Source organism: Pseudomonas sp. PA-5-4B, assembly GCF_021606215.1.
Lineage (GTDB): Bacteria > Pseudomonadota > Gammaproteobacteria > Pseudomonadales > Pseudomonadaceae > Aquipseudomonas > Aquipseudomonas edaphica.
The window spans coordinates 12323-24833 of record NZ_WKDB01000045.1; the positions used below are offsets into that span (position 1 = coordinate 12323).

The following is a 12511-nucleotide window of genomic DNA, read 5'->3' on the forward strand; positions in this document are numbered from 1 at the left end:
CATTTCAACTTCAAATGTGGGAGCTGGCTTGCCTGCGATAGCCACGACGCGATCTAGAAGCAGGTCTGCAAGGATTCAATGACCTGCAACTGCTCATCCACCAGGCAACCCACCTGCCACTTGTCAAAGGTCAGGCACGGGTGCGAAGTGCCAAAGGAGATGATGTCGCCGATACGCAACTCAACCCCCGGTGCCACCGTCATGAACGCATGCTGGTCCATCACCGCCGTGACTTTGCACGCGGTTACATCATCGCCTTCAGCCGGCACAATCCCGGCCTTGTAGCGCTTGAGCGGCACCGGCAAACCGGCGTCGTAGGCCACGTCGCGCTTGCCCAGGGCAACCACCGCAAAGCCAGGCTCGGGCATCGATTGCACGTGTGCCCAGACTTCCAGGGCCGGGCGCAGGCCTTCGTTGAGGTCGCCGCGACGATCAAGCACGCAGCACTGCGCTTCTTTGTAGATGCCATGGTCGTGGGCCACATAGCTGCCGGGGCGCAACACGCTGAGCAAGCGCCCGGCGGCGTTTTGCGCTTCGAACGACTCGGCGATCAGGTCGTACCAGGCCGACCCCGAGGCGGTGATGATCGGCTTGGGCAAGTCGAACGAGCCATTATTTTGCAGGTCCACGGCCAGGCGCACCAGGCTGGCGGCGAAGTCACGGATGCCGCTGACGGCGTGTTCGCCGTGGATCACACCTTCGTAGCCTTCAATACCCGTCAGGGCCAGGGCCGGTTGGGCCTTGATTGCCTTGGCCAGCTCGCGCACTTCCTGCTCGCTGCGGCACCCGCAACGGCCACCGACCACACCGTATTCGATCATCACGTTCAGGCGCAGGCCACGGGCGGCGAAAAACAGCCCCAGGTCAGCGACGTTGTCCGGATGATCAACCATGCAGTGAAAGTCAAAATGCGGGTCCGCCAGCAGGTCGGCGATCAGCGCCATGTTCGGCGCGCCCACCAGCTGGTTGGCCATCAATACGCGGCGCACGCCACCGGCATAGGCGGCGCGGGTCTGCACGGCGTTGGCCAGGGTGATGCCCCAGGCGCCCGCCTCGATCTGACGCTGGAACAGCGCCGGCATCATGCTGGTTTTGCCATGGGGCGCGAGCTCTGCACCGCTGTTGCTGACAAATGCCTGCATCCAGCGGATGTTGTGTTCCAGTGCATCGCGGTGCAGCACCAGGGCCGGCAGGCTGACGTCACGGACCAGATGGGCGCCAATGGCAGCGGCGCCTTTTTCAACGGCATTGAGGGCAGACATGAAGTACTCCTATTCGTTGATACGCCGGGCCAGGTTATTGGCGCTGTCGATCAACACCCGGCGATAGTCGTTGTAGTTTTTGGTCGCATCGGCGCGCGGTGCAACGATGCACAAGGTCGCGATGCTGATGCCCTGCGCGTCCCGCACCGGGGCGGCAAAGCAATGGGTGAAGGTGTCGGCCACGCTGTCGAAGGAGAAAAACCCATCGAGGGTGGCTTGACGGATTTGCGCCAGGAAGGTTTCCAGCGGCAGGCGCTGGCCGTCCGGCAGGATAAAGTCGTCGTAGTCGATCAGGTCGATGATCTGCTGGTCGCTCAAGTGCCCCAGCAACAAGCGCCCGGAAGCGGTCCAGGGGATTGGCGCGTTTTCGCCGATGTCCGAGGAGATACGAAAATGCCGCTCGCCTTCGCGCATCAGCGCCACCGTGTATTTGCGCCCGTTAAGCAGGCACATCTGCGCGGTTTCATGGGTCTGGCTGACGATCTCCTGCAAGGCGTGGTCGGCCTCGCGGGTCAGGTCGAAATGGCGCAGGTGCGCCTGGCCGAGAAAGTACAGCTGGCGGCCGAGGTAGACGTGACCGTCCTTGCCCACCGTTTCCAGAATGCGCCGCTCCAGCAACGACGCGACCAGTTCATAGACGGTGGATTTGGGGCTGCCGATGCCGCTGGCAATATCATTCGGGCGCAGGGGCTGGCCGATCTCCTTGAGAAAATCGAGGATATCGAATGCACGGTCCAGTCCTTTGGCGCGGCGCTTGATGGTGTCTTCGGTCATGGCAGTCGTCGATCCGGTCATAGTGGTAATGCTGCACAGTGATACCCTGTGGGAGCGGGCTTGCCCGCGATGGCGGTGGTTCAGTTACCCAGGGCTGCCTGACACGCCGTCATCGCAGGCAAGCCAGCTCCCACATTGGATTTCAGTGATCTCAAGAGAGGGGCATTTAGCCTTTTTTCTTGTAGGCCACGCAATCGATCTCGACCTTGCAGTCCACCATCATGTTGGCCTGCACACAGGCGCGTGCCGGGGCGTGTTCCGGGGTGAAGTATTCGCCGAACACTTTGTTGAAGCTCCAGAAGTCCCGTGGGTCTTCCAGCCATACGCCGACGCGCACCACGTCTTTGAGTTCGTAACCGGCCTCTTCCAGAATCGCCACCACGTTGCGCATGGTCTGGCGGGTTTGCTCGATGATGCCGCCGGTGATGATTTCACCGTCTACCGCCGGCACCTGGCCCGACACGTAGAGCCAGCCGTCGGCTTCCACAGCGCGGGCAAAAGGACGCGGCTGGCCGCCGCCGGCAGTGCTACCGGCACCGTAACGAGTAATGCTCATAAAAATTGCTCCTGATTAAAAACGAATGTTCTTCAAAAATTCCGCCAGGCGCGGCGATTGCGGGCGTTCGAAGATGTCTTTCGGCGCCCCCTGCTCTTCAATGCGGCCCTGGTTCATGAAGACGATCTTGTCCGACACTTCATAGGCAAAGCGCATTTCGTGGGTGACCAGCAACATGGTCATGCCCTCTTCCGCCAACCCCTTGATCACACTGAGCACTTCGCCCACCAGTTCCGGGTCGAGGGCCGAGGTGACTTCATCAAACAGCATCAGGCTGGGGTTCATGGCAATGGCGCGGGCAATCGCCACGCGCTGTTGCTGACCGCCGGAAAGTTGACCGGGGAAGTGGTTGCGGCGTTCCAGCAGACCTACGCGGTCCAACCATTTTTCGGCCAGGGCCACAGCCTCGTCCTTGCCCATCTTCTTGACCTTGAGCAGGCCAAGGGTGACGTTTTGCAACGCGGTCAGATGCGGGAACAGGTTGAATTGCTGGAAGGCCATGCCGGTCATCGCACGGTGCTGGGCAATCACCCGCTCGGGGTGACGCACGCGTTTACCGGCGATTTCGCTGTAGCCGATGGACTCGCCGTCCAGGCTGATCTGCCCGCCCTGGAACTCTTCGAGCAGGTTGACGCAACGCAGCAAAGTGGTCTTGCCCGAGCCGCTGGAGCCGATCAACGTCACCACGTTGCCGCGCTGCATGGACAGGTCGACGCCCTTGAGCACCTCGACCTGGCCATATTGTTTGCGCAGGCCACGAATGTTCAGCAGCGGTTGGTTGGTTTGAGGTTGGTTCATGGCAAGGCCACCCGCTTTTCAATGTAGCGCCCGAATAACTCGATGGCGTAGTTGATGACAAAGAACAGAAACCCGGCGAACAGGTAGAACTCCAGGGTCATGAAGGTACGTGCGATGACTTGCTGGGTGCTCAGCAGCAGTTCGGCCACGCCGATCACCGAGAGCAAGGTCGAGGCCTTGACGATTTCGGTGGAGGAATTGACCCAGGTCGGCAGGATCTGGCGCAACGCCTGGGGCAACAGCACGTAGGTCAGCGACTGTTTGAACGTGAGCCCAATCGCCTTGCCCGCTTCCAATTGCCCACGGGGAATGGCTTGCAGCGCGCCGCGCACGATTTCCGCCACGTGGGAGCCGCAAAACAGCGTCAACCCGACGGCGCCGGCCTGGAACGCGCTGATCTGCCAACCGAGCGCCGGCAGCATGTAAAAACACGCCAGCACCAGCACAAACACCGGCGTACCGCGCACCAGGTCGACGTACAGACGAAACGGCGCGCGCATCCAGAACTTGCCGTAGGTGAGGATCAACCCGGCAAAGATACCGATCAGCGTGCCAAAGATAATCGCCAGCACCGAGCAATAAATACTGGTTTGAAACCCCGCCCAGAGCGTATCCCGGGCGATCCACAACTCATGCAGCCAGCTTGGGGACTCGTACATGCAAACCCTCCTTAACGACGGATCGCCAGACGCTGTTCCAGGTAACGGAGCAGCATGGCAATGAAGTAACAGGCCGCCACGTAGAGCGCGGTCGTGACCATCCAGGTTTCAATCACCCGGTAGCTTTCGACGTTGATCTTGCGGGCGTAGTAGGTCAGCTCCGGCACCGCAATCGCGGCCGCCAGCGACGTGTCCTTGAACAGCGAAATAAAGTTGTTCGACAGGGCCGGCAACACGTTGCGCAGCATCACCGGCACGGTGATGTAGGCGCGGATTCGCCACTCGCCCAAACCGATGGCCAAGCCGGCTTCACGCAAGCCCTTGGGAATATTCAACAGCCCGGCGCGGAACACTTCGGTCAGGTAAGCACCGGCATACAGCGACAGGGTGATGATGAACGAGGGGATCTTGTCGAGCCGGCCCCCCAGTGTGGGCAAGGCAAAGTAGATCAACAGGATCAGCACGAGGATCGGCGTATTGCGGATCACCGTCACATACACCGAGGCGAAGATTCGCAACGCCCGGTGCTTGGACAGCATGGCAAACGCCATCATCAGGCCGATCACGCAACCGATGGCGATCGACAGCAAGGCCAGTTCGAGGCCCAGGCCGAGCCCCGCCAGCAAGCTGGGGAAATCACGCCACACGGCGGCAAAGTTCAACTGATAGTTCATGGTCGGCAGTACCTGCTCGGGGCGCCGTCAGCGACGCCCCAGGATTTACGATTTACTTGAACTCAACCGGGAAACCGATCGCAGGTTCTGGCAAATCCACACCGAACCATTGCTTGAACGAGGCTTTGTAGGCCGGGAATTCCACGCCGGTCATGGCTTCATGCAGCGCGGTGTTGACGAAGTTCAGCCAGTCCTGATCGCCACGCTTGACCGCGCACGCGTAGGTTTGCGGGCTCCAGGCGTAGGTCGGGCTGCGGTAGCGGCCCGGGTTTTGCACCATCAGGTATTTGACCGAGGACTGGTCGGTGGCGGCGGCATCGGCACGGCCGGAGTTCACCGCCTGGTACATCAGGTCGACGCTGTCGTACTGGTCAACCTTGGCCTTTGGCAACGCCTGGTGCACCAGCTCTTCGGCATACACGTTTTGCAGCACGGCCACGGTCACGCCATCGCCCGCCGCTTGCAGGTCTTCGATTTCCTTGTATTTGCTGTTGTTCGGCAGCAACAGGCCCACACCTTCGCGGTAGTAAGGCAGGGTGAAGGCAACCTGCTGTGCACGGCTGGCGGTGACGGTGATGAACTGGCAACTCATGTCGACCTTGTCGGTCAGCAGGTTGGGAATACGCGCGTCAGAGGACTGCACCACAAACTCGACCTTGCTTGGGTCGTTGAACAAACCTTTAGCCACGATTCGGCCGATGTCGATATCAAAACCCTGCAACTTGCCATCCGCTCCCTGGAAGTGCCACGGCGCATTGGTACTGCCTGTACCCACAATGAGATGCCCACGCTTGAGCACATCATCGAGCTTGCTGTCCGCCGCGTGCACAACGCTTGCGAGGGAAGCCGATGCGGCGAAGAGAAAAACACACGCTTTAAACACGGAAGGTCGGTGATGCATGACAAGCACTCCAGGAGTTGTGTATTCCGCTATACCGGAACTTGGTATGTAACAACGGAATAGACAGCAGAAAGTGTGCCACACGCGCTAACGGAAAAATATGTCAGGGATAAATTCTTTTTAAATCATATGGATAGTTAACTGGCCAGGACGCGGCGTTACGCCACCCTTTCGAATCGGCTTGCTACCCAAGACCCCACACACCGGTGACAACCCTCAATCGAGTGCGCCAGAACAGTGTTACCGCGCACCCTTGCAGTGCGCGCGCCATGGATGCGTGAGCATGTCTACCTGTGAAGGTTGACAGTAGACGGCCCTGCCCGGCAGTTCTAGCGTATGTACCCAACGTCTATGAGCGGGCACGCAAGGAAATCCTATGGGCATTGCAAGCATGACTTACAGCGATCTGGAGGACTACGAGGCGCAACTGAAAAAATATGCGGCGGCCATCGTGTTATTCACTCATCCCGATTGCCCGGGCTGCGTTGGACTCGACGAGAGGTTCGAGACCATCGCCAAACAATACGCTGGCCCTGTAACAGCACTGATCGTGAATACCGACCGAAATCCGAGGGTGCCCAGCGTATCGGGCACCCCGGCGACGCTGGTGTACCAGTTTGGCAAGGTGCAGGAGCAGCTTGTTGGCCGCCCCTTAGACGCTGATGCGTTTTTCAGCGACCTGTTTGAGGATTATTCATCAAGGGAAATAACAGCACCTGTATGACCCGACGCTCCTCAACCGCCGCGACGGTCAAGCGCCAGCCCTCATGCTCCAGGCTATCACCCACCACGGGCAGGCGGTCGAGCAGGCTCATCACCAACCCGGCGAGGGTTTGATAGTCCTGGGTTGCGGCAGCCTTGAAGCCGGTACGCTGGCGCACCAGGTTAAGGTTCAAGGCGCCATTGGCGCGGTAGCCCTCGCCCTCCTCGACAATATCCGGCCCTTCGATTTCGCTGGCGTCCGGCAACTCACCGGCGATGGACTCAAGGATGTCGGTCATGCTCAACACGCCCATGAAGTCGCCGAATTCGTTGATCACGAACGCAATGTGAGTTGACTCCTGGCGCATTTGCTCCAGCGCGTTCAGGATCGAAAAGCTCTCCAGCAAATTGACCGCCCGGCGCGCCAGGTGCTCAAGGTTAGGCTCATTACCGGCCAGGTACTCCTTGAGCAGTTCCTTTTTGTGCACAAAACCCAACGGCTCATCCACAGCGCCGTTGCGGATCAACGGCAGGCGCGAATAGGACGAATGCATCAGTTTTTGCCGGATGGTGTCGGCGTCGTCCGCCAGATCGATACAGTCGACCTTGGCCCGCGGCGTCATCAAGGTACGGATCGGCCGCTCGGCCAATTGCAGCACGCCGCTGATCATCACGCGCTCACGTCGATCAAACAGCGGGCCTTGGCCGGCATCCGGCTCACCCAGCAGGTCAGCAACGTCGTCATCCACGCCCTCTACCGCCAAACTGCGGCCACCGAGCAAACGCATCACCGCATGGGCGGTACGCTGGCGCACGGGCAAGGTGCCCTGCGCCGACTTCTTGCGACGGGCGCGGGCAATCTGGTTGAACAGCTCGATCAGGATCGAGAAACCAATCGCCGCGTACAGGTAGCCTTTGGGAATATGGAAGCCCAGGCCTTCGGCGGTCAGGGCGAAACCAATCATCATCAAAAAGCCCAGGCACAACATAATGACCGTCGGGTGCGCGTTGACGAAACGGGTCAGCGGCTTGCTCGCCACGATCATCAGGCCGATGGACACGATCACCGCGATCATCATCACGGCCAACTCATCCACCATACCCACGGCGGTAATCACCGCGTCGAGGGAGAACACCGCGTCGAGCACCACGATCTGCGCCACGATCGGCCAGAACATGGCGTAAGCCACATTGCCCGTGCGCTGCGCCACATGGCCTTCAAGGCGTTCGTGCAACTCCATGGTGGCCTTGAACAACAGGAACACACCACCAAACAACATGATCAGGTCACGCCCAGAGAAGCTCTTGTCGAACACCTCGAACAGCGGCTGCGTGAGCGTCACCAACCAGGAAATACTCGCCAGCAGGCCCAAACGCATCAGCAACGCCAGCGACAAACCGATCAACCGCGCACGGTCGCGCTGCTCCGGCGGCAATTTGTCCGCCAGGATCGCGATAAACACCAGGTTGTCGATGCCCAGCACCAGTTCCAGCACAATCAAGGTCAACAGGCCGAGCCAGGCCGTTGGATCCGCTAACCATTCCATTTAATAGAGTCTCTTTAAAGTTTTCAGAACGCCGGACACGGCAAGGCGCGGTCAGTGGACCGGGACAAGGTTAGCAGTCGGAATACGGGATGCTTCAGCGGGAACAGCGACAGTGGGTGCCTTGGGGAAAGACGACTGGGAGGCTCCGAGAGGGTGTTCATGCAAGTCCTGCAGTGAGAAAAGGACTTGAATCGTACAGTCGAAACTCAAATTTCCCACACTGCAAAACTATTACAAAATCTGTAAGCCCAACACATAACCCCTGTGGGAGCTGGCTTGCCTGCGATAGCATCACCTCGGTGTTACTGAAAGACCGAGTTGTCTGTATCGCAGGCAAGCCAGCTCCCACAGTTTTTGACCTTTGTACATTCAGGACTTACGCGTCGCATCATCCAGCGCCAGAATCGTGTGCGCATTCGTCACCGTGGTCGCCAACGTATTAATCACCCCCGAGCGCAACGCGCCAAGCGTCGCCGCCGCCTTGGTGTTCTCGCTGGCAATCGCCACCACATCCGGGATGCGAAACAACTCCTGCACGGTCAACCCGATCACCCGACCTTGAATCGCGTTGACCGCCGGCTGGCCGTGGATGTCGATAAAGTCATACCCCATCATGTCACCCACCGTGCCGGACAAGCGCGCCTGGGCGATCTCCTGCGGCGAGAACCAGCCCATGCGCACCATGTTGCTGTTCTCGCTCATGTCGCCAATGCCGATCAGCGCGATGTCTGCACGCCGCGCGCGATCAAGGGTTGAGCGCACGGTGTCATTGTTGATCAGCACGCCACGCAATTCCGGGTTGGCCACCAGTGCCGGTGCATACAGACTTTCACTCTCGCCACCAAAACGCAGGGCCAGGCGTCGGCAGATATGGTCGGGGTTCATGTATTCGCCCGCCTTGAGCGAACCACCAATCGCGCAGACAAATGTGCAGTTGCGCGTCACCGGCAAGAACACGTTGTCGGCGACCGCGCCAACGTTACGGCCCATGCCGACGGCGACGATCATGCCGTCGCTCAAGGTTTTGTTCAGGTAATTGGCCACCAGGCTGGCGACGGCCGAGCGCTGGGTGTCGGGTTCGCTGTGGTCGACCGCAATCAAAGCGCGGTCCAGCTTGAAGCGCTCCACCAATGCCCGCTCCAGCTCGTTGTTCATCGCCGGGTGCTGCAACACCCGCACCTCGACAATCCCTTCATCGCGCGCACGCTTGAGCAAGCGGCTGACTTTGGCCCGCGACAGGTCGAAGCGCTTGGCAATGGCCTCCTGAGTGACGTTCTCAAGGTAATAGAGCATCGCCACTTCGGTCATCTGATCGATATCGCTGGCAATGCGCTGGGTACTGTCACTCATGGGGACGGGCTTCCGTTTCGGCGTCAAAAACCCATTCTCCCGACTCTTGCCCCGTCCCGTCCACTACTGATGCCCATCGCGCTCGATCGCGTTGATACGCTCGACCTTGGCCCCGGAACGCGCCGCCTCAAACTCCGACTCCAGAAACGATTTGACGATGCTTTTGGCCAGTTCGGCGCCGATCACCCGTGCGCCAATAGAGAGGATTTGTGCATCGTTGCTCTTGCGTGCGCGCTCCGCCGAATAGGTGTCATGGGCCTGGGCCGCACGAATGCCCAGTACTTTATTGGCCGAGATGGCCATGCCAATCCCGGTGCCGCATACCAGCACGCCGAGGCGTTGCTGCCCGGCATTGATGGCGGTGGCCACCGCCAGCGCGATGTCCGGGTACAGCACCGGCGCGGTGGAGTGGGTGCCGAAGTCGGTCACCGGGTAACCCAGCGCCTCGATATGGCGCTTTAACAGCTCTTTGAGCTCAAAACCCGCTTCATCGCATCCGATAGCCACCGGGAAAGGTGTGTTCATGGCGTCTGGCTCCGCTGCCGTTTAGGTGCTTTAGACTGATCATTTGATCAGTCAATGAAATTTCGCTCAGTTATTTCTCGGGTATTGCGGCCCTTCTGTCAAGCGAGTTTTAGCTGAGCTCCTAGTCAAAGCCGTATAAACAGGCTTGATTTGCGCAAACAGGCGTATTTATAACTTTTTAGTGAAAGCGATTGACTGATCAGAATTTCATTTGATACACATATGATCACAGCAAAAAATGACTGTGCGACCTAATAAGAATTCACAGCACGAGGACACGCCGATGGCCACGCCATTACTGCTCCAGGCTGAACACGTCGCCAAGGCTTACGCCGGGGTGCCTGCCCTGCGTGACGGGCGCCTTTCTCTGCGGGCCGGCAGCGTGCATGCGCTGTGCGGCGGCAATGGCGCCGGCAAGTCGACCTTCCTGAGCATCCTGATGGGCATCACCCAGCGTGACGCCGGGACCATCCTGCTCAACGGCACGCCCGTACAGTTCAACCGCCCAAGTGAAGCCCTGGCAGCGGGGATCGCGATGATCACCCAGGAACTGGAGCCCATCCCTTACATGACCGTCGCCGAAAATATCTGGCTGGGCCGCGAACCGCGCCGCGCCGGTTGCATCGTCGACAGCAAGACCCTCAACCGCCGCACCCGCGAGCTGCTCGAAAGCCTGGAATTCGAGGTCGATGCCACCAGCCCCATGCACCGCCTGAGCGTGGCGCAGATTCAACTGGTGGAAATCGCCAAGGCGTTCAGCCATGACTGCCAGGTGATGATCATGGACGAACCGACCTCGGCAATCGGCGAGCGCGAAGCGGAAACCCTGTTCAAGGCCATTCGCCGCCTCACCGCGCGCGGCGCCGGCATCGTCTACGTGTCGCACCGCTTGAGCGAGCTGGCGCAGATCGCCGACGACTACAGCATCTTCCGTGACGGCGCCTTTGTGGAAAGCGGGCGCATGGCCGATATCGACCGCAACCACCTGGTGCGCGGGATTGTCGGCCAGGAGCTGACACGCATCGACCACAAGGTCGGCCGCGAATGCGCCGCCACTACCTGCCTGCAAGTCGATAACCTGAGCCGCAATGGCGAGTTCCACGACATCAGCCTGCAACTGCGCCAGGGCGAAATCCTCGGCATCTATGGGCTGATGGGTTCGGGGCGCAGCGAGTTTCTCAACTGCATCTATGGGCTGACGGTTGCGGACTCCGGCAGCGTGACCCTGCAAGGCAAGCCCATGCCCATCGGCCTGCCCAAAGCCACGATCAACGCCGGCATGTCGCTGGTCACCGAAGACCGCAAAGACAGCGGCCTGGTGCTCACCGGCAGCATTCTTTCCAACATTGCGCTGTCGGCCTACAAGCGCCTGTCGAGTTGGTCGCTGATCAATGCGCGCAAGGAAACCCAACTGGCCGAGGACATGGTCAAGCGCCTGCAGATCAAGACCAGTTCACTGGAATTGCCGGTAGCGTCCATGAGCGGCGGCAACCAGCAGAAAGTCGTGCTCGCCAAATGCCTGTCGACCGAGCCGGTGTGCCTGCTCTGCGACGAGCCGACCCGTGGCATCGATGAAGGCGCCAAGCAGGAGATCTACCACCTGCTCGACCAGTTCGTGCGCGCCGGTGGCGCTGCCATCGTGGTGTCGTCCGAAGCCCCGGAACTGCTGCATTTAAGTGATCGCATCGCCGTATTCAAGGGCGGCCGACTGGTGACCATCAGCACCGACACCGCCCTTTCCCAGGAAGCCTTGTTGAGTCTTGCCTCATGAATGCCAAAACCATCGCACCGCCCATGACCACCGCGCCGCGCAATCGCCTGCGCTTGTCCCTCGACCGCTTCGGCCTGCCACTGGTGTTTATCCTGCTGTGCGTGGTGATGGCGTTTTCCAGTGAATACTTCATGACCTGGCGCAACTGGATGGACATCCTGCGCCAGACCTCGATCAACGGCATCCTGGCCGTAGGCATGACCTACGTGATCCTCACCAAAGGCATCGACCTGTCGGTGGGCTCGATCCTGGCCTTTGCCGGGCTGTGCAGCGCCATGGTTGCGACCCAGGGTTATGGCCTGCTGGCGGCAGTCAGTGCGGGGATGTTTGCCGGTGCGATGCTCGGTGTGGTCAACGGTTTTATGGTCGCCAACCTGTCGATCCCGCCGTTCGTGGCCACCCTCGGCATGCTCAGCATCGCGCGGGGCATGACCTTCATCCTCAATGACGGCAGCCCGATCACCGACCTGCCCGACGCCTACCTGGCGCTGGGCATCGGCAAGATCGGCCCGATTGGCGTGCCCATCGTGATCTTTGCGGTGGTCGCACTGATCTTCTGGATGGTGCTGCGCTACACCACTTACGGCCGCTACGTGTACGCGGTGGGCGGCAATGAAAAGAGTGCGCGCACCTCGGGTATCGGCGTGCGCAAGGTGATGTTTTCGGTGTACGTGGTCTCGGGTCTGCTCGCCGGGTTGGCCGGCGTAGTGCTCTCGGCACGCACCACCTCCGCCCTGCCCCAGGCCGGGGTTTCTTATGAGCTGGACGCGATTGCCGCCGTGGTGATCGGCGGCACCAGCCTGTCGGGCGGCACCGGCAGCATTGTCGGCACGCTGTTTGGTGCGCTGCTGATCGGCGTGATCAACAACGGGCTGAACCTGCTCGGCGTGTCCTCCTATTACCAGCAGGTCGCCAAGGGCCTGATCATCGTGTTCGCAGTACTGATCGACGTGTGGCGCAAGAAAAAACGCTAGAGAACGACCCACAACAAT

At 60.1% G+C, this 12511-nt stretch carries 13 protein-coding genes; 3 read left to right on the top strand and 10 right to left on the bottom strand.

Annotated elements, in window-relative coordinates:
• Positions 1-53 precede the first annotated feature (53 nt).
• The 7 genes from GIW28_RS20780 to GIW28_RS20810 form a co-directional block, all read right to left on the bottom strand.
• Entirely contained in the window at positions 54-1262 is a 1209-nt protein-coding gene (locus tag GIW28_RS20780; RefSeq protein ID WP_236447057.1) for an amino acid deaminase, read from the bottom strand.
• Positions 1263-1271: 9 nt separating this feature from the next.
• Entirely contained in the window at positions 1272-2036 is a 765-nt protein-coding gene (locus GIW28_RS20785; RefSeq protein ID WP_017135913.1) for an IclR family transcriptional regulator, read from the bottom strand.
• Positions 2037-2202: 166 nt separating this feature from the next.
• A complete protein-coding gene (locus GIW28_RS20790; RefSeq protein WP_010210958.1) occupies positions 2203-2592 on the bottom strand; it encodes a RidA family protein in 390 nt (129 codons plus the stop codon).
• 15 nt (positions 2593-2607) lie between these two features.
• Positions 2608-3390, bottom strand: a complete 783-nt coding sequence (locus GIW28_RS20795) for an amino acid ABC transporter ATP-binding protein (protein ID WP_017135914.1) — start codon at positions 3388-3390, stop codon at positions 2608-2610.
• Positions 3387-4049, bottom strand: coding sequence for an amino acid ABC transporter permease (locus GIW28_RS20800; protein WP_017135915.1), 663 nt, complete (start codon positions 4047-4049; stop codon positions 3387-3389). The genes GIW28_RS20795 and GIW28_RS20800 overlap by 4 nt, the downstream gene beginning before the upstream one ends.
• 11 nt (positions 4050-4060) lie before the next feature.
• Positions 4061-4723, bottom strand: coding sequence for an amino acid ABC transporter permease (locus tag GIW28_RS20805; protein WP_236447056.1), 663 nt, complete (start codon positions 4721-4723; stop codon positions 4061-4063).
• A gap of 52 nt (positions 4724-4775) precedes the next feature.
• The gene (locus tag GIW28_RS20810) at positions 4776-5624 is read right to left on the bottom strand and encodes a transporter substrate-binding domain-containing protein (protein WP_017135917.1); all 849 of its coding nucleotides are present in this window, start codon (positions 5622-5624) and stop codon (positions 4776-4778) included.
• 376 nt (positions 5625-6000) lie between these two features.
• Here GIW28_RS20810 and GIW28_RS20815 point away from each other — a divergent pair, with 376 nt between their 5' ends.
• A complete protein-coding gene (locus tag GIW28_RS20815; RefSeq protein WP_017135918.1) occupies positions 6001-6348 on the top strand; it encodes a thioredoxin family protein in 348 nt (115 codons plus the stop codon).
• On the opposite strand, the gene GIW28_RS20820 is transcribed toward GIW28_RS20815, so the two are convergent.
• The 3 genes from GIW28_RS20820 to rpiB all read right to left on the bottom strand — a co-directional run bounded on the left by GIW28_RS20820 (position 6296) and on the right by rpiB (position 9748).
• Positions 6296-7873, bottom strand: coding sequence for a TerC family protein (locus tag GIW28_RS20820; RefSeq protein ID WP_017135919.1), 1578 nt, complete (start codon positions 7871-7873; stop codon positions 6296-6298). The genes GIW28_RS20815 and GIW28_RS20820 overlap by 53 nt on opposite strands.
• A gap of 369 nt (positions 7874-8242) precedes the next feature.
• Positions 8243-9223, bottom strand: coding sequence for a sugar-binding transcriptional regulator (locus GIW28_RS20825; RefSeq protein ID WP_017135920.1), 981 nt, complete (start codon positions 9221-9223; stop codon positions 8243-8245).
• Between the two features lie 63 nt (positions 9224-9286).
• Positions 9287-9748, bottom strand: coding sequence for a ribose 5-phosphate isomerase B (gene rpiB / locus GIW28_RS20830; protein WP_016969738.1), 462 nt, complete (start codon positions 9746-9748; stop codon positions 9287-9289).
• Positions 9749-10031: 283 nt separating this feature from the next.
• Between rpiB and GIW28_RS20835 the strand changes: the two genes are divergently transcribed.
• Positions 10032-11519 (top strand): sugar ABC transporter ATP-binding protein, encoded by a 1488-nt coding sequence (locus GIW28_RS20835; protein ID WP_170040282.1) that lies wholly within the window; start codon positions 10032-10034, stop codon positions 11517-11519.
• Entirely contained in the window at positions 11516-12493 is a 978-nt protein-coding gene (locus GIW28_RS20840; protein WP_017135922.1) for an ABC transporter permease, read from the top strand. The genes GIW28_RS20835 and GIW28_RS20840 overlap by 4 nt, the downstream gene beginning before the upstream one ends.
• Positions 12494-12511 lie beyond the last annotated feature (18 nt).